We start from the raw sequence: 20,494 nt of genomic DNA on the forward strand, positions 1-20,494 counted from the left end.
CCCGTTCCCTGCCCGGGTACGGACCGCTTTGCGCGCCCGGGCCCGTAGGGTGAACGGCATGAACATCTGCGTCTTCTGCTCCGCCGCCGACCTCGACGACCGCTACGTCCTCCCCGCCCGCCGCTTCGCCGAGCTGATCGGCAAGGGCGGACACGCCCTGGTATGGGGCGGTTCGGACACCGGGCTGATGAAGGTCATGGCGGACGGCGTCCAGGAGGCGGGCGGCAAGCTCCTCGGCGTCTCCGTGGAGTTCCTGCAGCACAAGGCGCGGGCCGGCGCGGACGAGATGATCGTCACCAGGGACCTCGCCGAGCGCAAGGCGCAGATGCTGGCGCGGGCCGACGCGATCGTCATCATGGTCGGCGGCACCGGCACCCTGGACGAGGCCACCGAGATCCTGGAACTGCGCAAGCACGGCATGCACGGCAAGCCGGTCGTGCTGCTGAACACCGCCGGCTTCTACGACGGCCTGAAGACCCAGTTCGAGCGGATGGAGGCCGAGGGCTTCCTGCCCGTTCCGCTCTCCGAGCTGGTCTTCTTCGCCGAGGACGGGGTGGGCGCGCTCGCCTACCTGGAGGAGCAGGCCGGCATCCAGGGCTGACCGGCCGCCCGGAGCGTACGCCGTAGGATCGCCGGTATGGGTACGCACTTGATCACGGGCGCCGGGTCGGGCATCGGGGCGGCGGTCGCGCGGCGGCTGGCCGAGCGCGGGGAGGAGCTGTGGCTGCTGGCCCGCGACATCGGCCGGGCCAAGGAGCTGGCCGAGCGCTTCCCCGGCGCGCACACCCTCGTCGGTGACCTGTCCACGCCCGAGAAGCTCGACCGGTCGCTGGGCTACCAGCGGCTGCCGGAGCGGCTGGACTCCCTCCAGCACATCGCCGGCGTCATCGAACTGGGCGCGGTCGCCGACCTCCCGGCCAAGGCGTGGCAGCGGCAGCTCGCCGTCAACCTCGTCGCGCCCGCCGAGCTGACCCGGCTGCTGCTGCCGCTGGTCCGGGTCGCGCAGGGCGATGTGGTCTTCGTCAACTCCGGTGCCGGGCTGGCCGCGAACGCCCAGTGGGGCGGGTACGCGGCGAGCAAGCACGGCCTGAAGGCGCTGGCCGACGCGCTGCGCGCCGAGGAGCACGACAACGGCGTCCGCGTCACCTCCGTCTACCCGGGGCGCACCGCCACGCCCATGCAGGAGAGCACCCACCGCCAGGAGGGCAAGGCGTACGACGCCTCCCGGTGGATCGACCCGGAGTCGGTGGCCACGGCGATCCTCACCGCGATCGACCTGCCGCGGGACGCGGAGCTGAAGGACGTGGTGGTCCGGCCGGGCCGCTGACGCGGGGCCGGGGCCGGACCGTACGCGGCGGGCGCCGCCGCCGGGCCGGGCGGCCGCCCGCGCGGCCCGCGCGGGCCTGGGGAGGCCCGCCCCGCCCGCCGCCGCTTACCCTTCCCGGGTGAGCGAGAACAGCAGGCACAAGTGGGCCGCGGGCGCGGCGACCGGTATCGGGTCGATGCCGGGCGGGGACGCGCGCGAAGCGGCGAAGACCGTGACGGGATCGCTGGAGGACTTCCCCCATCTGCCCGAGCTGCCGGCCCGGGGACCCGGCGCCGACATGACCGGGCGGACCCTGGGCATGCTCGTCGAGCTCTACGCCCATGTGGAGCCCAGCGGCTGGCGGATCAGCGACCGGCCCGGCCGCGACACCCGGCGCGCCCGCGCCTGGCTCGGCGAGGACCTCGACGCCCTGGAGGAGTTCACCCAGGGGTACGCCGGGCCGCTGAAGGTCTCCGCGGTCGGCCCCTGGACCCTGGCCGCCACCGTCGAACTCCGCAACGGCGAGGCCGCGCTCGGCGACCCCGGCGCCTGCCGCGACCTGACCGCCTCCCTCGCCGAGGGGCTGCGCGCCCACCTCGCCGACGTCCGCCGCCGGGTACCGGGTGCCGAGGTGGTCCTCCAGCTGGACGAGCCCGCGCTGACCTCCGTCCTCCAGGGGCGGGTGCCGACCGCCAGCGGCTACCGCACCCACCGGGCGGTGGACCGCGCGGTCGTCGAGGGCGGGCTGCGCGATCTGGTCGCGGCGGCCGGCGGCGCGCCGGTCGTGGTCCATTCCTGCGCGCCCGGCGTGCCGTTCGCGCTGCTCCGCCGCGCCGGCGCCGCCGGTATCTCGTTCGACGCCGGACTGCTCACCGAGCGTGAGGACGAGGCGCTGGGCGAGGCGGTCGAGGGCGGGACCGCGCTGTTCGCGGGCGTGGTGCCGGGCGTGGACGGCCCATTGTCAGACCCTGCCGGTAGCGTCATGGGTGTCAGGTCGCTGTGGCGCAGGCTGGGGCTGGCGCCGGGGCTCCTCGCGGAGTCCGTGGTGGTCACCCCCTCGTGCGGGCTGGCGGGCGCCTCGCCCGCCTACGCCCGCGCGGCGCTGGCCCACTGCGTCCGGGCGGCGAGGTCGCTCGCAGACAACCCTGAGTGACCACTGACGGATACGGGAGGACGATTACGGTGGCTGGCGAACAGCACGCGACGGCATCCGAGGTGCCCGCCGCGGCACGGGAGAAGCACGCGCAGCTCGCTGAGCAGATCGAGGAGCACCGCTTCCGCTATTACGTGAAGGACGCCCCGGTCATCAGCGACGCGGAGTTCGACCGGCTGCTGCGCTCCCTGGAGGCGCTGGAGGACGAGCACCCCGGGCTGCGCACCCCCGATTCCCCGACCCAGAAGGTCGCCGGCGCGTACGCCACGGAGTTCACCGAGGTCGCCCACCGCGAGCGGATGCTCTCGCTGGACAACGCCTTCGACGACGAGGAGCTGGCGGCCTGGGCCGAGCGGCTCGCCACCGAGCTGGGCGGCGACCCGCAGGCGGCCGGCTACCACTTCCTGTGCGAGCTGAAGGTGGACGGCCTCGCGGTCAACCTCACCTACGAGCACGGCCGCCTCACCCGCGCCGCCACCCGCGGCGACGGCCGCACCGGCGAGGACATCACCCCCAACGTCCGCACCATCGCCGAGATCCCGCACCGCCTCAAGGGCGACCGGGTCCCGGAGCTGGTCGAGATCCGCGGGGAGGTGTACTTCCCCATGGAGAAGTTCCTGGAGCTCAACGAGCGCCTGGTGGCCGACGGCAAGCCCCCGTTCGCCAACCCCCGCAACGCCGCGGCCGGTTCGCTGCGCCAGAAGGACCCCAAGATCACCGCGAGCCGCCCGCTGCACATGGTCGTGCACGGCCTCGGCGCCCGCGAGGGCCTGGAGATCGACCGCCTCTCGGAGGCGTACGGCCTCCTCAAGGAGTGGGGCCTGCCCACCGCGACGCACAACCGCGTCGTGGACTCCCTCGCCGCCGTACGGGAGTTCATCGCCCACTACGGCGACGCCGAGACCCGCCGCACGGCCGTCGAGCACGAGATCGACGGCGTCGTCGTCAAGCTGGACGAGATCCGCCTCCAGGGCCGGCTGGGCGCCACCTCCCGGGCGCCCCGCTGGGCCATCGCCTGGAAGTACCCCCCGGAGGAGGTCAACACCAAGCTGCTCGACATCCGGGTCGGCGTCGGCCGCACCGGCCGGGTCACCCCGTACGCGGTCGTCGAGCCGGTCACCGTCGCCGGCTCCGAGGTCGAGTTCGCCACCCTGCACAACCAGGACGTGGTCAAGGCCAAGGGCGTCCTGATCGGGGACACCGTCGTGCTCCGCAAGGCCGGCGACGTCATCCCGGAGATCCTCGGCCCGGTGGTGGACCTCCGGGACGGCAGCGAGCGGGAGTTCGTCATGCCGGCCGAGTGCCCCGAGTGCCGCGCGGCCCTCCAGCCCGCCAAGGAGGGGGACATCGACCTGCGGTGCCCCAACGCCCGGTCCTGCCCGGCCCAGATCCGCGAGCGGCTGTTCTACCTCGCCGGCCGCAAGTGCCTGGACATCGAGAACTTCGGCTATGTCGCCGCCACCGCGCTCAGCCGCCCGCTGGAGCCCGCCGAGCCGCCGCTGAAGGACGAGGGCGGCCTCTTCGACCTCTCCGTCGAGCAGCTGCTGCCCATCAAGTCCTACGTCCTGGACCCGGACACCGGCCTGCCCAAGCGCGACCCGAAGACCGGCGAGGAGAAGGTCGTCACCTTCTTCGCCAACCAGAAGGGCGAGCCGAAGAAGAACACCCTCGCCATGCTGGAGAACATCCAGGCCGCCAAGGAGCGCCCGCTGGCCCGGATCCTGGCCGGGCTGTCGATCCGTCACGTCGGCCCGGTGGCGGCGCAGGCGCTGGCCCGGGAGTTCCGCTCCATCGACCGGATCCGGGAGGCGAGCGAGGAGGAGCTGGCGGCCGTGGAGGGCGTCGGCGCCACCATCGCCGCGTCGCTCAAGCAGTGGTTCGCCGAGGACTGGCACCAGGAGATCATCGACCGCTGGCGGGCCGCCGGCGTCCGGATGGAGGACGAGCAGACGGGTGAAGAGGGCCCGCGCCCCCTGGAAGGCGTCACCGTCGTGGTAACGGGCACACTCCACTCACACACCAGAGATGGCGCGAAAGAAGCGCTGCAGGCTCGCGGAGCGAAGGTGACCGGATCCGTTTCCAAGAAGACCGGATTCGTAGTGGTGGGCGACAACCCCGGTTCGAAGTACGACAAGGCGATGCAGTTGAAGGTCCCCGTGCTGGACGACGACGGCTTCGCTGTGCTGCTGGAGCAGGGTCCCGAGGCGGCACGGGCGGTAGCGGTCACTCCGCCTGAGGAGGAGTGAGGTGTCACCCCATCGGCGCATACCAGATGCATCCGGGAGGCCGGGTCGCATTCGGGCAACCGCTGCGGATCGCTGCCCGCGGTGGCCTTCCGCGGCCTACTGTTGACGTGTGCGCCTGCCGTGGCGCGGGCACAGCCGGCTGTGAGAGGGATCGGAATGAAACCGACCGACAGCGCCGCTCCGGCGTCGCGGCTCCGCCGGCTCGTGGTGCCCGCGTTGCCCGCGGCCATCGTCATGACGGCGGGTGTGACGCTCGCCGCGGGAGTGCTGCAGGCCCTGGGCAGCGCCCAACCGCTCTTCCCGGCCGGGCGCGTCGGCTGGTCGCTGGCGATCCTCACCGGCGTCCTCGTCGGCCATCTGGTCGCCCTGGGCCGGGACCGCTGGTGGGGCGGCACGGGCTCCGGCGCGGCCCTGGCGCTCGCCGTACTCCTCCTGTACGGCTGGGTGCCGGCCGTCCTGGTCAGCCTCTCCGTCGTCGCCCTGGTCGGCGCCGCCCGCCGGCAGCGCTGGCGGCAGGCGCTGGTCCACGGCGCCGTTGACGTCCTCGGCATCGGCGCCGCCGCGCTCGGGCTCGCCGCCTGCGGGGTGCACCCCGCCGTCCGCCGGCCCTGGACGCCCGACGCCTGGGACCTCTCGGTGCTGCCCGAGGTCCTGGTGATGGCCGGCGGCTACCTCCTCGTCAGCCGGGGCCTGCTCTGGCTCGGCAAGCTCCCGCTCGGCGGCGGCCTGCCCGTCATCGCCCGCCCGGCGGTGGTCCGGCAGGCCCTGGTCGGCATCGCGCTGATCGGCATCTCCCCGCTCATCGCGGTCTGCGCGGCGGGCGCCCCCCTGCTGCTGCCGCTGTTCGCGGTCCCGCTGATCGCACTGGACTCCACGCTCTGGATAGCCCGGGCGCGCGCCGAGGAGCAGCTGCGCGATCCGCTCACCGGCCTGCCCAACCGCCAATGGCTGCTGGAGCGCACCTGGACGGCCCTGGAGGAGGCCGAGCGGGCCGGCACCCGCGCCGCCCTCGTCCTCATCGACATGGACCGCTTCCGGTCCGTCAACGACACCCTCGGGCACCTCGCCGGCGACCGCCTCCTGCTCCAGATCGCCGACCGCCTGCGGCACGCCCTGCCGCGCGGCGCCGAGGCCGCCCGGCTCGGCGGCGACGAGTTCGCCGTCCTGCTGCCGGCCACCGACTCGCTCACCAGCTCCCAGCGGGTCGCCCGCAATCTCGTCGCGGCCCTCGGCTCGCCCCTGGACCTCGACGGTCTGACCCTCGTGCTGGAGGCCAGCGCGGGGGTCGCGGTCTTCCCCGACCACGCCCTGGACGCCGAAGGGCTGCTGCGCCGCGCCGATGTGGCGATGTACCAGGCCAAGCGGGACCGCAGCGGCGTCGAGCTGTACGAGGCCAAGCGCGACGGCAACACCCCCGACCGGCTCGGCCTGCTGGGCGATCTGCGCCGGGCCCTGGACGCCGGCGACGTCGAACTGCACTACCAGCCCAAGGTCGGCTTCGACGGCCATGTCGCCGGCCTGGAGGCGCTGGTCCGCTGGGTCCATCCGGACCGCGGCCGGGTGCCACCGGACGAGTTCATCGCCATCGCCGAGTCCTCCGGCCTGATGCCCCGGCTCACCGAGTACGTCCTGGAGACCGCGCTCGCCCAGGTGGCGCGGTGGCGCGCGATGGGCCTGGAGGTCCCCGTCGCGGTGAACGTCTCCCCGCGCGATGTGCACTCCCCGGGCTTCGCCGGCGCGGTCGCCGCCCGGCTCGCCCGGCACCGCGTCCCACCCGGCGCCCTCCAGCTGGAGATAACGGAGCACGTCCTCCTGGAGGACCCGCAGCGGGCCGCCGACACCCTCGCCGGGCTCACCGCGCACGGCGTGAAGATGTCCCTGGACGACTTCGGCACGGGCTACAGCTCCCTGGTCCACCTGCGGCGCCTCCCGGTCAGCGAGCTGAAGATCGACCGCTCCTTCGTCGCCCGGCTGGCCGTGGACACCGAGGACGCCGAGATCGTCCGTTGCACCCTCGACCTCGCCCACTCGCTGGGCCTGCTGGTCGTCGCCGAGGGCGTCGAGGACGACGAGACCTGGGAGCGCCTGCGGGATCTGGGCTGCGACGCCGTCCAGGGCTGGCTGGTGGCCGCCGCGATGCCACCGGACGAGACCACGGCCTGGCTGCGGGCCCGCGGTGAGCACGGGTGGCACCGTGCGTCGGAGACGTCCGCCTTCGCGGCGGAGAAGGCAGCTGAGCGCCCTTCGGGACAGGTCCTCAACTGACCCGGCCACCGGCCGTCCCAACTCCCCGCTCCGACACCCCCGCCCGGCCCGCGCCAACGGGCCCGCCCGACCCGGCCCCGTCCGACCCGGCTTCGTCCGACCCGGCCCCGTCCGGATCGGGCACATCCGCCCCGGCGCCCGAGGCCCGCCCGGCGCCCGGCGCCGGCCCCGCGCCCGAGGCCGGGCCCCCCGGCCCGCCCCGGCCCCCCGCCGCGGACGGGTCCTGACCCCGTTGGCCGGACCCCGGCCCGCGGCCCCACCGGGCCGGTCGCGGGCCGCCCTGGCGCCGCCCGCCGCCCCCGCCGCCGAAAGCGTTTCGCGGCGGCGAACCCGGACGCCATAGGATTGGGCCGGAATACTCCACCGGAGAAATCGCCCAGAAATCTCCTTCCGGAACACTCCGCCCAGAACACTCCGCCGAAAACACCAGAGGATCGCTGCATGCCTGGCATTACGCGCGAGGAGGTCGCCCACCTCGCCCGGCTGGCACGTCTGGAGCTGAAGGACGAAGAGCTCGACCACTTCGCCGGACAGCTCGACGACATCATCGGCGCGGTCGCCCGCGTCTCCGAGGTCGCCGGCCAAGACGTCCCCCCGACGTCCCACCCGCTGCCCCTGACCAATGTGATGCGGCCGGACGAGGTCCGTCCGTCGCTCACCCCCGAGCAGGCGCTCTCCGGCGCCCCGGCCCAGGAGCAGCAGCGTTTCAAGGTGCCGCAGATCCTGGGGGAGGAGTGACCGAGATGGCAGACCTGATCAAGCTCACCGCCGCCGAGATCGCGGCCCGGATCGCGTCCGGCGAGGTCACCGCGGTCGAGGTGGCCGAGGCCCACCTGGCCCGTATCGAGGCCGTCGACGAGAAGGTGCACGCCTTCCTCCACGTGGACCGCGAGGGCGCGCTCGCCCAGGCCCGCGCCGTGGACGAGAAGCGCGCGCGGGGCGAGAAGCTCGGCCCGCTGGCCGGCGTCCCGGTCGCGCTGAAGGACATCTTCACCACCGAGGGCATGCCCACCACGGTCGGCTCGAAGATCCTCGAGGGCTGGCTCCCGCCGTACGACGCCACGCTCACCAAGAAGCTCAAGGCCGCCGACGCCGTCATCCTCGGCAAGACCAACATGGACGAGTTCGCCATGGGGTCCTCCACCGAGAACAGCGCCTACGGGCCGACCGGCAACCCCTGGGACCTCACCAAGATCCCCGGCGGCTCGGGCGGCGGCTCCTCCGCCGCGCTGGCCGCCTACGAGGCCCCGCTCGCCATCGGCACGGACACCGGCGGATCGATCCGCCAGCCCGCCGCCGTCACCGGCACCGTCGGCGTCAAGCCCACCTACGGCGGCGTCTCCCGCTACGGCATGGTCGCCTTCTCCTCGTCCCTCGACCAGGGCGGCCCCTGCGCCCGCACGGTCCTGGACGCGGCGCTGCTGCACGAGGCCATCGCCGGCCACGACCCGCTGGACTCCACCTCCATCGACGCCCCGGTCCCGCCGGTGGTCGAGGCGGCCCGCAACGGCTCCGCCGAGGGCATGCGCGTCGGCGTCGTCAAGCAGTTCCGCGGCGAGGGCTACCAGGCCGGCGTCATCCAGCGCTTCGACGAGTCGGTGGAGCTGCTCAAGCGGCTCGGCGCCGAGATCGTGGAGCTGGACTGCCCGTCCTTCGACCTCGCGCTGGCCGCGTACTACCTCATCGCGCCGTCCGAGTGCTCCTCCAACCTCGCCCGCTTCGACGCCATGCGCTACGGCCTGCGGGTCGGCGACGACGGCACGAAGTCCGCCGAGGACGTCACCGCGCTGACCCGCGAGGCCGGTTTCGGCCCCGAGGTCAAGCGCCGCATCATGCTCGGCACGTACGCGCTCAGCTCCGGCTACTACGACGCGTACTACGGCAGCGCGCAGAAGGTCCGCACGCTGATCACCCGGGACTTCGAGAAGGCGTTCGAGCAGGTCGACGTGATCATCTCGCCGACCACGCCGACCACCGCGTTCCCGATCGGCGAGCGCACCGACGACCCGATGGCGATGTACCTCGCCGACGTGTGCACCATCCCCGCCAACCTCGCGGGCAACGCCGCGATGTCGCTGCCCTGCGGGCTGGCCCCCGAGGACGGGCTGCCGGTGGGTCTCCAGATCATCGCGCCCGCCATGGCCGACGATCGGCTCTACCGGGTCGGCGCCGCGGTCGAGGCCGCGCTCACCGAGCAGTGGGGCCACCCGCTGCTGGACGAGGCGCCGGCCCTGTGAACGCCGGAGGGGACACCACCCGGGCCGTTCCGGCCCCGGGGGACCATCAGGACACGCCGAAGGAGACGCTGTGAGTGGCAAGCTGGCCAAGGCCAAGAACTTCAAGAAGTCCAAGCCCGGCACCTACCTGTCCATCGGCACCACGCTGTTCGGCGCGGTGAGCGTCATCAAGCAGGCGAAGCAGGCCAAGGGGGAGCACGACACGCTCCAGCTGGTCGACGCCGTCGTCTCCGCCGCCGCCATCGTCACCGGTGTCGCCCTGCTCGTCCGCGAACTGCGCCGTCTGAACGACGACGACGTCCTCGCGGGCTGACCGGCACCGGACTTGAGAGGTTAGTTTCACCGTGACTGTCACCGACCTGGTGCCGTACGAGGACGCGCTGGCCGCCTACGACCCCGTGATGGGTCTGGAGGTCCACGTCGAACTGGGCACCAAGACCAAGATGTTCTGCGGGTGCGCGACCACCCTGGGCGCCGAGCCCAACTCGCAGACCTGCCCCACCTGCCTGGGCCTGCCCGGCTCCCTCCCGGTCGTCAACGCGACCGGCGTGGAGTCGGCGATCAAGATCGGCCTGGCCCTGAACTGCACCATCGCCGACTGGTGCCGCTTCGCCCGGAAGAACTACTTCTATCCGGACATGCCGAAGAACTTCCAGACCTCCCAGTACGACGAGCCGATCGCCTTCGACGGCTACCTCGACGTGCAGCTGGAGGACGGCGAGATCTTCCGCGTCCACATCGAGCGCGCCCACATGGAGGAGGACACCGGCAAGTCCACCCACATCGGCGGCGCCACCGGCCGTATCCACGGCGCCCGGCACTCGCTGCTGGACTACAACCGCGCCGGCATCCCGCTCATCGAGATCGTCACCAAGCCGATCGAGGGCGCCGGCGAGCGGGCCCCCGAGGTCGCCCGGGCGTACGTCGCCGAGCTGCGCGAGCTGATCAAGGCGCTGGGCGTCTCCGAGGCCCGGATGGAGATGGGCCAGATGCGCTGCGACGTGAACCTCTCGCTGCGCCCCCGGGGCACCGAGGCGTTCGGCACCCGCTCGGAGACCAAGAACGTCAACTCGCTGCGCTCCGTGGAGCGGGCCTGCCGCTTCGAGATCCAGCGGCACGCCGCGGTGCTCGACTCCGGCGGCAAGATCGTCCAGGAGACCCGCCACTTCCACGAGGACGACGGCTCCACCACCCCGGGCCGGGTCAAGGAGGAGGCGGAGGACTACCGCTACTTCCCCGAGCCGGACCTCGTACCGGTCGCCCCGTCCCGCGAGTGGGTCGAGGAGCTGCGGGCCGGTCTGCCGGAGCTGCCGCGGGTCCGCCGCAACCGCCTCCGCGAGGAGTGGGGCATCTCCGAGCTGGACATGCAGGCCATCCTCAACGCCGGGGCCGTGGACCTGATCGTCGCCACCACCGAGGCCGGTGCGGACGCCGCCGCGGCCCGCAAGTGGTGGATGGGCGAGCTGGCCCGCCGCGCCAACGAGGACGGCGTGGAGCTCGGCGCGCTGCCGATCACCCCCGAGCAGGTCGCCCGGATCACCGCGCTGGTCGCCGACGGCTCGCTCAACGACAAGCTGGCCCGCCAGGTCATCGAGGGCGTGCTGGCCGGCGAGGGCGACCCGGACACGGTCGTCGAGAAGCGCGGCCTGAAGGTCGTCTCCGACGAGGGCGCGCTCGGCACCGCGGTGGACGAGGCGATCGCCGCCAACGCCGCCATCGCCGACAAGATCCGCGGCGGCAAGGTCGCCGCGGCCGGCGCCCTGGTCGGCGCGGTCATGAAGGCCACCCGCGGCCAGGCCGACGCCGCCCGCGTCCGCGAACTCATCCTGGAGAAGCTGGGCGTGGAGGGCTGAACCCCTGCCCGCGAGGCGGCCGTTCCCTCTCCGGAGGGGGCGGCCGCTTCGCCGTATCAGGGGGACCGGGAATTTCCTCCGCCGCGATGGAATGCCGCGGCGCGTCCCGTTGCTGTCACCCGTGAAGGATCAAGATCATCGGGGCGATGGCCGCCGATTACGGGACCCGGGCCGGTGACGGCACCGGAGAGTGGAGGAGTGGCGATGACGCAGCAGGACGGGGTCGCGCCGGGCGGCCGGGAGGTCGCCGCGCGGATCGGGCGGGTCGGGGTCTGGCACGGCGGGCTGGGCCGGGCGGCGGCCGCGGCGGCGCGGGAGTTCGCTGCCGAGGCCGAGCGGCTGGGGTACGGGGCGCTGTGGTTCGGTGAGGCGAAGGGCAGCAAGGAGGCGTTCGCGCACGCCGGGCTGCTGCTGGCCGCCACCGAGCGGCTGACCGTCGCCACCGGCATCGCCAACATCTGGGTCCGCGACGCCACCGCGATGAACGCCGGCGCGCACACCCTCGCCGAGGCGTACGGCGGCCGGTTCCTGCTGGGGCTGGGCGCCAGCCACGCCCCGCAGGTCGAGGGCCGCGGCCACGCCTACGCCAAACCGCTCGCCGCGATGCGCTCCTACCTGGCGGCGATGGACGAGGCCGCGTACGAAGGCCCGGCGCCCACACCGCCGGCCCGGGTGCTCGCCGCGCTGGGCCCGAAGATGCTGGAGCTGGCCGCCGAGCGGGCGGCGGGCGTGCACCCGTATTTCGTCACGCCCGAGCACACCGCCCGGGCCCGCGCGGCGCTGGGCGCGACCCCGGTGCTCGCCCCCGAGCAGGCCGTCCTGCTGGAGACCGACCCGGCGACCGCCCGCGCCCTGATCCGCGAGCACCACCTCGGCTCCTATCTGGCGCTGCCGAACTACGTGAACAGCCTGCGGCGGCTCGGCTTCGAGGACGGCGACTTCACCGGCGGCGGCAGCGACCGGCTGGTGGACGCGATCGTGGCCTGGGGCGACGTGGACGCGATCCGGCGCCGGGTGCGGGAGCACCACGACGCGGGCGCGGACCATGTGGCGCTCCAGCCGATCGCCGCCGGCGGCGACCTGGGCCTCGGCCAACTCCGGGAGCTGGCACCGGCGTTGATCGGGGGGTGAGGGTCCCGCACGGCCGCCCGGCCCGCCACGGGAGTGCGGCGGAAAGTCCGCTTAAGGGGCATTTGGGTGCCTTAATTGCCCGATAAATGGCGGTGGTTGCTTCCTCGGCTCTCTTTGTGGGGAAGTCCACAAAGGGGACAAAGGATCTTTCCGGGCTGGCAGCCTGCACTCGGCAAACCCCGATGCGTGCGAAGGGTCTGCCGAGTGCAGTGCCCCCTGTCCGTCCGCGTTCGGCACCACCCGCTCCCGGGAGTTCGGCGCACAACCGGGAAGCAGCCCGTGACCGCTCTGGCTCGCTGGTGCCTCAGGCGCCGCCTCGTGGTGATCGTCCTCTGGCTCGCGGCCCTCGCCGGGACCACCACCGCCGCGGGACTGGCCGGATCGGCGTACTCCACCGACTACGCGGTCCCCGGCACCGAGTCCGGACAGGCCGGCGCCCTGCTGGCCAAGGCGTTCCCGGACCGGGCCGGCGACACCGACACCCTCGTCTGGCACACCGCGGCCGGTTCGGTCCGCGCCACCGCCGTCCGGACGACGATGGAGCGCACCCTCGCCGAGGCCGCCCGGCTGCCCGGCGTCGCGTCCGTCCAGGGCCCGTACGAGCGGGGCGGCGCCGACCGGATCAGCCGCGACGGGCACACCGCGTACGCGGAGCTGGCCTTCCGCGGCTCACCGGACGACCTGCCGGCGGACGAGGTGCAGGCGGTCGTACGCACCGCGCGGGCGGCGGCCGGGAACGGCCTCCAGGTCGAGCTGGGCGGCTCCGGGATCGCCGTCACCCAGGCCCCGCACGACCGGCTGCCGGAGGTCATCGGGCTGTGCGCGGCGGCCGTGGTGCTCTTCCTCGCCTTCGGCTCGTTCGCCGCGACCCTGCTGCCGCTGGTCACCGCGCTGGCGGCGGTCGGCACCGCCGCCGCCGGGATCACCCTGCTCGGCCACGTCATGACCGTCGCCGACTTCGCGCCCATGCTGGGCGTGCTGATCGGCCTGGGCGTGGGCATCGACTACGCGCTCTTCATCGTCACCCGGCACCGCAAGGGACTGCGCGCCGGCCTGCCCGTCCCGGAGGCCGCCGCCCGCGCGGTCGCGGTATCCGGGCGCGCGGTGGTCTTCGCCGGCGCCACCGTCTGCATCGCCCTGCTCGGCATGCTCACCCTGCGGCTGGGCTTCCTCAACGGCGTCGCGCTGGCCGCCTCGCTGACCGTCGTCCTCACCGTCGCCGCCGCCGTCACCCTGCTGCCCGCACTGCTCGGACTGATCGGCGACCGGGCGCTGGGCCGCCGGGAGCGGCGCCGGCTGGCCGCCGAAGGGCCCCGGCCCGACGCCGCCGCCACCGGGCCGGCCGCCCGCTGGTCCGGCTTCGTCGAACGCCGCCACCGGCTCCTGGGCGCCCTCGCCGCCGCGGTGATGCTCGTCCTCGCACTGCCCGCCCTCGGCCTGCGCCTGGGCACCTCCGACCAGGGCAACGACCCGGCCACCGCCACCACCCGCAAGGCGTACGACCTGCTCGCGGACGGTTTCGGGCCCGGCTCCAACGGGCCGCTGACCCTGGTCGGTTCGCTCGACGGCGCCGGCGACCGGCTCGCGTTCGACAAGCTGCCCCGTACGCTCCGCACCACGCCGGGCGTCGCGCGGGTCAGCGGGCCGGAGTTCGACGGCGGCCACGCCACCGGCGTGATCACCGTCGTCCCGGACAGCGCCCCGCAGTCCCGGCAGACCTCCGACCTGGTGAACCGGCTGCGCACCCAGGTGCTGCCGGCGGCCGCGGACGGCACCGGCCTGCGGGTCCGGGTCGGCGGCGTGACCGCCGGGTACGACGACTTCGCCGCGGTCATCGTCGGCAAGCTCCCGCTCTTCCTGGGCGCCGTCATCGGCCTCGGCTCCCTCCTGCTGCTGCTCGCCTTCCGCAGTATCGGCATCCCGCTGAAGGCCGCGCTGATGAACCTCGCCGCGGTCGCCGCGTCCCTGGGGATCGTGGTGGCGGTCTTCCAGTGGGGGTGGGGGAGCGAGGCGCTGGGGCTGGGCCGGGCCGGGCCGATCGAACCGTTCCTGCCGGTGATCATGGTCTCGGTGCTCTTCGGGCTCTCCATGGACTACCAGGTCTTCCTGGTCAGCCGGATGTACGAGGAGTGGCGGCTGACCGGCGACAACCGGCGGGCGGTGCGGACCGGGCTCGCCGAGACCAGCCGGGTGATCAACTCGGCCGCGCTGATCATGATCGCGGTGTTCGGGGCGTTCGTCCTCAGCGGCGACCGGCTCATCGCCATGTTCGGCATCGGCCTGGCCGCGGCCGTCGCCCTGGACGCGTTCGTGCTGCGGACGCTGCTGGTCCCGGCCCTGATGCACCTGCTGGGCGGCGCCAACTGGTGGCTGCCGGGCTGGCTGGACCGGCATCTGCCCCGGCTGAGCATCGAACCGCCGCCGTCGCAGCCGGCCGCGCCGGCCCCCGGGGACGGGGAGCGGGAGCCGGCCGGGGTCTGAGGCCCGGACCGCGCTCCCGGCGCCGCCCGGCGTTCTCATCGGACTCTCAGACGCGGCCCCTACGGTCGCGCCCATGGGAACGACGACAGACAAGCGGACCGATGACACGACGAACGAGGAAGCGGCGAACGAGGGCGGGGCCGTGAAGGGGACTGACGGCGGGGCCGTGCAGGGGGCGTCCGCCGAGGGCGAGGCCACCGCTACCACCGATACCGACAAGGCCACGGATAAGGCCGCCGACAAGGCCGCCGACAAGGCCGCCGACAAGCCCGCGGCGGAGGCAGCCGCGGACGCGGACGCAGGCGCAGCCGCCGACACCGCCCCCGACACCGAGGACGAAGCCGACCTCAGCGCCGATGACGAGAGCGCCCCCGCCCCCTCCCGGGCCGGTGCGGGCGCCGGTGCCGGTGCCGGGGCCGTGGTGTCCGCCGGACTGGGCCTGGCCTCCCTCACCGGTACCTGGCTCGGCACCCTGCTCGCCGAGCGGCAGACCCTGGTCGGCCAGATCAAGCTCCAGACCGGTAAGGCCACCGACCAGATCGCCGCCGTCTACGGCGCCCCCTGGCACACCACCGCCCTGGTCAACGGCGCCTTCGCGGTGCTCGCCCTGCTCGTCGCCGCGGTCGTGCTGACCGGCCGCCGCCCCGCCTGGGTGCGCGCCGTCGCCTGGGGCGGGCTGGTGCTCGGCCTGCTCGGACTGCTGGTATCGGCCGGTATGTACCTCGACCTGTTCGCGAGCATGCCCAGCCTCACCAAATAGGCAGCCGGACACGTACCCGGCGGCATAAGGCACCCGGGGCCGGCGTCTGAGGCCCCCTGAGGTGCGGTGCGGTGCGGGAAGCGGGCCGGTACGGGCTTCCCGGCGCTCCCCGGGGACGTTTCTGAGTCCCCGGGGCGGCGGACCGGCGGTTTCTAAGCCCCCGGCCGCCCCCCGCGCCGTTTTCCACGGCCCGTACGCGGCCGAAGATCGGGAACTCTCCCGATGTGCCGGACCCCCCTCGGGGCCGAAAGTGGAGGCCATCGGCGCCCGGCGAACGGCCGGGCGCTCCTCCGCCCCGACCCGAGGAGACCCCGTGTACGCCTCCGAACTCGAAATCCGCGTCCGCTACGAGGAACTGCGCCGCGAGGCCGACCGCCGCCGCCTGGTCCGCGAGGCCACCGAGGGCGCCCGCGAGGCCGCCCGGAACGCCGCCCGTTCCGGAAGCGATGAGCCCGAAGGGCGGGTGAGGGAGGGCCGGATATGGCGCGGACGCACCCGCCGCGCCGCCGTCTGACGCTCAGTCAAGAACCGTGGCGGCCACCGGAGTACGGGGCGAAGGGCGGGGAGCCGGGCGAACGGCCGGACGAGGCGGCCCCGCCGCCCCGGCCCGCCGGCCCACCGCCCCGGCCGGCCCCGGGGCCACCGCCCCGCCACCTCGAAGAGTGACCCCCCACCGCCCCCCTGTGCCCGAAACCACTGCCGCACTGTCAGACCCGTATGCGATGCTCGGCAGCGTGGAGAGCAGACCCATCAGCCCCGTATTCGTCGGCCGCGCGGCCGAACTCGCCGAGCTGGGCGGCGCGCTGGCGCGCGCCACGGCGTCCGGCGAGCCCCAGGCGCTGCTGATCGGCGGCGAGGCCGGGGTCGGCAAGACCCGCCTGATCGAGGAGTTCGGCGAGACCGCCCGCGCCCAGGGCGCGCTGGTCGCCCTCGGCGGCTGCATCGAGATCGGCTCCGAGGGCCTGCCGTTCGCCCCGTTCTCCTCGATCCTGCACACCCTCAACGCCCGCCTGCGGGACGAGCTGGCCGCCGCCGTCGCCGGCCAGGAGGGCGAGCTGGCCCGCATCCTCCCGGAGCTGGGGGAGACCGCCGGCGAGACCCAGGGCGCGGAGATCGGCCGGGCCCGGCTCTTCGAGCTGACCGCCCGCCTCCTGGAGCGGCTGGCCGCCCACCGCACCCTCGTCATCGTCATCGAGGACCTCCACTGGGCCGACCGCTCCACCCGCGAGCTGCTCGCCTACCTCCTGCGCGCCCTGCACGACGCCGCCATCCTGCTCGTCGCCACGTACCGCTCCGACGACATCCACCGCCGCCACCCGCTGCGCCCGTTCCTCGCCGAGATCGACCGGATGCGCACCGTCCGCCGCGTCGAGCTGGACCGATTCAACCGCGACGAGGTCCGCTCCCAGATAGCCGGCATCCAGGGCAGCGAGCCCGGCGAGGACACCGTCGACCGCGTCTTCAAGCGCTCGGAGGGCAACGCCTTCTTCGTCGAGGAGCTGGCCCGCGGCATGGCCGAGGGCTGCGCCTACGGCCTCAGCGACCCGCTGCGCGACCTGCTGCTGGTGCGCGTCGAGGCGCTGCCCGAGGACGCCCAGCGGGTGGTCCGGATCGCCGCCGAGGGCGGCTCCACCGTCGAGCACGAACTCCTCGCCGCGGTCTGCGAGATGCCCGAGGACGACCTCATCGAGGCGCTCCGCGCCGCCGTCGGCAGCAACACCCTCCTGCCCACCCAGGACGGCACCGGCTACCGCTTCCGGCACGCCCTGGTCCGCGAGGCCGTCGTCGACGACCTGCTGCCCGGTGAGCGCACCCGCCTCAACCGCCGCTACGCCCAGGCCCTGGAGGCCGACCGCTCCCTGGTCCGCTCCGAGGTCTGCGCCACCCGCCTGGCCAGCTACTGGTACAAGGCCCACGACGCCGCCAAGGCACTGCCCGCCGTCCTCGCCGCCTCCGTCCAGGCCCGCCGCCGGCACGCCTACGCCGAGCAGCTCCGCCTCCTGGACCGCGCCCTGGAGCTGTGGGACGACGCGCCGCCCGAGGTGCGCCAGGGCGTCCGCCCGGTCGACTACGCCGAGGCGTATCCGGCCTGCGACGGCGGCCACGGCGACGCGCTGCGCTTCATCGACCTGCTCGCCGAGATCGCGGTCGCCGCCCGGCTCTCCGGCGACAGCGAGCGGGCCTTCACCATCACCAAGCGCGCCCTGCGCTCCCTGCGCGACGAGCCGGACCCGCTGCGCACCGCGTGGTTCCTGGTGCAGCGCTCCCGGCTCTGCCAGGGCACCGGCCGCGGCAACGGCTGGGAGGACCTGGGCAAGGCCCAGGAGCTGATGCGCGGCCTCCCGCCGTCGTCCGTGCACGCCACCGTCACCGCCGCCGTCGCCAGCTGGCAGATGCTGCACGAGCCAGGACCCGGCACCTTCACCACCGCCGAACGGGCCGTGGAACTGGCCCGGTTGGTGGGCGACGAGGAGGCCGAGCTCAATTCCCGGGTGACGCTGGCGGGCCTGCGGGTGGACGCCGGCGAGGTCGAGGAGGGCCTGGCGGAGTTCCGTACGGTCCTGGAGCGCGCGGTGGCCCGCGGCTACTTCGCCGTCATCGGCCGCGGCCACGTCAATCTCCCCGGCACCCTGGAAGGCGTCGGCCGCTCCCGCGAGGCCGTGGAGGTCACCGAGCAGGGCGTGGAGCTGACCACCCGCTACGGCCTGAAGGACACCACCAGCTGGGTGCTGAGCAACCGCGCCGAATCCCTCCAGTCCCTGGGCCGCTGGGCGGAGGCCGGCCGGGCCACCGACCGGGCCCGCGAGCTGGCCCAGAATCCCCGCGCCATCGCGCTGGCCGCCAGCCGCCTGACCGCCCTCGCGCTGGACACCGGCGATCTGGCCGCCGCCGAGCGCGAACTGGCCGTCGCCCAGGAGCACTACGGCACCCACGACCCGCAGCCGCAGCACGCCCTGCCCATGGCGCGGCACGCCCTGCGGCTCGCCGCCCGCCAGGGCCGGATCCTGGACGCCCGCGCCATCGTCGACCAGACCGTCCCGCCCGCCGGCTTCGGCCCCGGTCTGCACCGCTACGCCTGGCCGCTGCTGTGGTCGGCCACCACCGCCGAGGCCGACGCCCGGGGCCTGCCCGCCGCCGAGCCCGGCCGGCCCGCCATCCTGGCCCGCATCCGGGAGGCCGCCAAGCGGCTGTCCCGGCTCTCCCCGGTATGGGACGCCTACGGCACCGCCGTCGAGGCCGAGCTCCGCCGCGCCGAGGGCCGCCAGTCGCCGGACGCCTGGGCCGCCGCGGTCGCCGCCTTCGAGCCGCTGGAACGGCCGCACGAGCTGGCCTGGTGCTGCTGCCGCTGGGCGGAGGCGCTGCTGCACGGCACCGAGCGGGCCACCGCCGGGCTGGCCGGCCGCACCCCGCGGGAGGCCGCCGTCCTGCTGCTCGGCCAGGCGCACACGGCCGCCGCCGAGATGGGCGCCCGCCCGCTCACCGGCGAGCTGGAACTCCTCGCCCAGCGCGCCCGCATACCCCTCCCCGGCGCGGCCGACCGCACCGAGAGCGCCACCCCGGCCGGCTCGCCCCCGCCCGCCGCCCCGGCCGAATCCCTGGGCCTGACACCCCGCGAACGGGACGTGCTGCGCCTGGTCGCCGACGGCCGCAGCAACCGCCAGATAGCCGACGCCCTCTTCATCTCCCCGAAGACCGCCAGCGTCCACGTCTCCAACATCCTCGCCAAGCTCGGCGTCTCCGGCCGCGGCGAGGCCGGCGCGGTCGCCCACCGCCTCCGCCTGTTCGCGGAGCCGGCGGCACGCCCGTAATGCCCGTAAAGCAGGCGCCCTAAGCCGCGCCAGGCTCCTCCGAGGCAGGCCGCTCGCCCCGGGCCACGTCCCGGACCGGAACCCGGACCACCACCACCCCCGAAGCGAGATCTATCGGCCCCTCACCCGGGCCGCCCTCACCCACGTCATCCACCACGAGCGACATCCGCTGCCGCTCCTCCTCGGTGTTCTTCCGGCCGGGCGCGAACAGCTCTTCCACGATGTTGAACACGGTGCCCCCTTCGGCGGTCCACCCGTCCCCCTGCCCCGAGTGTAAGCAGACCGCCCGGAAAGGGGATCAGCTCACCTCCAGCCGGAGAATCCGGTCATCTCCCTTCCGCGGCGTACCGCGGCCGTCGGTGTTGCCGGTGACCAGCCACAACGCCCCGTCCCCGGCCGCCACCACGGTCCGCAGCCGCCCGTACCGCCCCTGGAGGAACGCCTGCGGCGCGGCCGCCGGCTTCGTCCCGTTCAGCGGGATCCGCCACAGCCGCTCACCGCGCAGCGACGCCATCCACAACGAGCCGCCGGCGTACGCCAGTCCGCTCGGCGAGGCGTCCGCGGGCTTCCACACCAGCACCGGGTCGGCGTACCCCGGCGGCACCGGCGCGCCGTCCCGCCGCTTCCCCTCGACCCGCGGCCAGCCGTAATTCCGGCCCGGCTCGATCAGATTCAGCTCGTCCCAGGCGTCCTGCCCGAACTCCGAGGCCCACAGCCGCTTCGCGCCGTCCCAGGCCAGCCCCTCGACATTGCGGTGCCCGTAGTCGTAGACCACCGAGTCCGGCTCCGGATTGCCGTGCGCCGGCTCGCCGTCCGGCGTCATCCGCAGGATCTTCCCGGCCGGCGACGCCTTGTCCTGCGCGAGCGCCTTGTCGCCGGTCTCCCCGGTGGTCGCGTAGAGCATCTTGTCCGGCCCGAACGCCAGCCGCCCGCCGTTGTGGAACCGCCCCTTGGGGATGCCCTTGAAGATGGTGTCGGGCGCGCCCAGCTGATCGCCCGGGCCGCGCCGCTCGTCGTAGATCATCCGCGCGATGCGGTTGTCGGACGCGGTGGTGAAGTACGCGTACACCTGGTGATCACTACCGAACGACGAACTCACCGCGATCCCCAGCAGCCCGCCTTCCTCCTCCGCCGCCACCCCCGGCACCGACCCGACCTCGGTGACCTTCCCCCCACGCGCCGCGACGCGCACGATCCGCCCCGTATCCCGCTCCCCGACCAGCAGATCCCCACCTCCGGGGACATCTACCTGA

At 74.1% G+C, this 20,494-nt stretch carries 16 protein-coding genes; 14 read left to right on the plus strand and 2 right to left on the minus strand.

The annotated features are described in order from the left end of the window. The first annotated feature begins 58 nt into the window (after window positions 1-58). The 14 genes from ADL22_RS22750 to ADL22_RS22815 all read left to right on the plus strand — a co-directional run bounded on the left by ADL22_RS22750 (window position 59) and on the right by ADL22_RS22815 (window position 19,241). Complete coding sequence (locus ADL22_RS22750) at window positions 59-601, plus strand: TIGR00730 family Rossman fold protein (RefSeq protein WP_066982819.1); 543 nt, start codon at window positions 59-61, stop codon at window positions 599-601. A gap of 36 nt (window positions 602-637) precedes the next feature. Further along, window positions 638-1,327 (plus strand): SDR family oxidoreductase, encoded by a 690-nt coding sequence (locus ADL22_RS22755; protein WP_066982822.1) that lies wholly within the window; start codon window positions 638-640, stop codon window positions 1,325-1,327. A 118-nt stretch (window positions 1,328-1,445) separates the two neighbouring features. After that, window positions 1,446-2,459: a methionine synthase gene (locus tag ADL22_RS22760; protein WP_066982825.1), complete on the plus strand. Its 1,014-nt coding sequence runs from the start codon at window positions 1,446-1,448 to the stop codon at window positions 2,457-2,459. Between the two features lie 29 nt (window positions 2,460-2,488). Then, a complete protein-coding gene (gene ligA, locus ADL22_RS22765; protein ID WP_066982828.1) occupies window positions 2,489-4,705 on the plus strand; it encodes an NAD-dependent DNA ligase LigA in 2,217 nt (738 codons plus the stop codon). Window positions 4,706-4,861: 156 nt separating this feature from the next. Further along, window positions 4,862-6,970, plus strand: coding sequence for a putative bifunctional diguanylate cyclase/phosphodiesterase (locus tag ADL22_RS22770; protein WP_066982832.1), 2,109 nt, complete (start codon window positions 4,862-4,864; stop codon window positions 6,968-6,970). A gap of 441 nt (window positions 6,971-7,411) precedes the next feature. After that, on the plus strand, window positions 7,412-7,708 hold the full coding sequence (gene gatC, locus ADL22_RS22775; RefSeq protein ID WP_016573597.1) for an Asp-tRNA(Asn)/Glu-tRNA(Gln) amidotransferase subunit GatC: 297 nt from the start codon (window positions 7,412-7,414) through the stop codon (window positions 7,706-7,708). A 5-nt stretch (window positions 7,709-7,713) separates the two neighbouring features. After that, window positions 7,714-9,207, plus strand: coding sequence for an Asp-tRNA(Asn)/Glu-tRNA(Gln) amidotransferase subunit GatA (gene gatA / locus ADL22_RS22780; RefSeq protein WP_066982869.1), 1,494 nt, complete (start codon window positions 7,714-7,716; stop codon window positions 9,205-9,207). A 70-nt stretch (window positions 9,208-9,277) separates the two neighbouring features. Next, window positions 9,278-9,520 carry a hypothetical protein gene (locus tag ADL22_RS22785; RefSeq protein WP_066982835.1) on the plus strand — a complete coding sequence of 81 codons (243 nt, stop codon included), beginning with the start codon at window positions 9,278-9,280 and terminating at the stop codon, window positions 9,518-9,520. Between the two features lie 31 nt (window positions 9,521-9,551). Beyond that, a complete protein-coding gene (gene gatB / locus ADL22_RS22790; RefSeq protein WP_066982838.1) occupies window positions 9,552-11,060 on the plus strand; it encodes an Asp-tRNA(Asn)/Glu-tRNA(Gln) amidotransferase subunit GatB in 1,509 nt (502 codons plus the stop codon). 204 nt (window positions 11,061-11,264) lie between these two features. Further along, a complete protein-coding gene (locus ADL22_RS22795) occupies window positions 11,265-12,191 on the plus strand; it encodes a TIGR03620 family F420-dependent LLM class oxidoreductase (RefSeq protein ID WP_066982841.1) in 927 nt (308 codons plus the stop codon). Between the two features lie 279 nt (window positions 12,192-12,470). Then, window positions 12,471-14,672 (plus strand): MMPL family transporter, encoded by a 2,202-nt coding sequence (locus tag ADL22_RS22800; RefSeq protein ID WP_066982843.1) that lies wholly within the window; start codon window positions 12,471-12,473, stop codon window positions 14,670-14,672. 73 nt (window positions 14,673-14,745) lie between these two features. Continuing rightward, window positions 14,746-15,432: a hypothetical protein gene (locus tag ADL22_RS22805; RefSeq protein WP_066982846.1), complete on the plus strand. Its 687-nt coding sequence runs from the start codon at window positions 14,746-14,748 to the stop codon at window positions 15,430-15,432. Between the two features lie 313 nt (window positions 15,433-15,745). Next, window positions 15,746-15,946 (plus strand): hypothetical protein, encoded by a 201-nt coding sequence (locus tag ADL22_RS22810; protein ID WP_066982849.1) that lies wholly within the window; start codon window positions 15,746-15,748, stop codon window positions 15,944-15,946. A 208-nt stretch (window positions 15,947-16,154) separates the two neighbouring features. Then, window positions 16,155-19,241 (plus strand): helix-turn-helix transcriptional regulator, encoded by a 3,087-nt coding sequence (locus ADL22_RS22815; protein WP_066982851.1) that lies wholly within the window; start codon window positions 16,155-16,157, stop codon window positions 19,239-19,241. Window positions 19,242-19,260: 19 nt separating this feature from the next. Here the strand turns inward: ADL22_RS22815 and ADL22_RS22820 are convergent, their stop codons facing one another. Next, window positions 19,261-19,473, minus strand: a complete 213-nt coding sequence (locus ADL22_RS22820) for a DUF6191 domain-containing protein (protein WP_066982854.1) — start codon at window positions 19,471-19,473, stop codon at window positions 19,261-19,263. Window positions 19,474-19,539: 66 nt separating this feature from the next. Continuing rightward, the coding region (locus tag ADL22_RS22825; RefSeq protein ID WP_066982871.1) for a PQQ-dependent sugar dehydrogenase at window positions 19,540-20,494 on the minus strand (955 nt) is incomplete at its 5' end.

This window comes from Streptomyces sp. NRRL F-4489, assembly GCF_001509485.1.
Lineage (GTDB): Bacteria > Actinomycetota > Actinomycetes > Streptomycetales > Streptomycetaceae > Streptomyces.

Bases quoted from the DNA above. Each gene is read 5' to 3' on its own strand.
- ADL22_RS22815 (WP_066982851.1), top strand. From the start codon at position 16,155: ATGCTCGGCAGCGTGGAGAGCAGACCCATCAGCCCCGTATTCGTCGGC.
- gatA (WP_066982869.1), top strand. From the start codon at position 7,714: ATGGCAGACCTGATCAAGCTCACCGCCGCCGAGATCGCGGCCCGGATC.
- ADL22_RS22755 (WP_066982822.1), top strand. From the start codon at position 638: ATGGGTACGCACTTGATCACGGGCGCCGGGTCGGGCATCGGGGCGGCG.
- ADL22_RS22770 (WP_066982832.1), top strand. From the start codon at position 4,862: ATGAAACCGACCGACAGCGCCGCTCCGGCGTCGCGGCTCCGCCGGCTC.
- gatC (WP_016573597.1), top strand. From the start codon at position 7,412: ATGCCTGGCATTACGCGCGAGGAGGTCGCCCACCTCGCCCGGCTGGCA.
- ADL22_RS22795 (WP_066982841.1), top strand. From the start codon at position 11,265: ATGACGCAGCAGGACGGGGTCGCGCCGGGCGGCCGGGAGGTCGCCGCG.
- ADL22_RS22750 (WP_066982819.1), top strand. From the start codon at position 59: ATGAACATCTGCGTCTTCTGCTCCGCCGCCGACCTCGACGACCGCTAC.
- ADL22_RS22805 (WP_066982846.1), top strand. From the start codon at position 14,746: ATGGGAACGACGACAGACAAGCGGACCGATGACACGACGAACGAGGAA.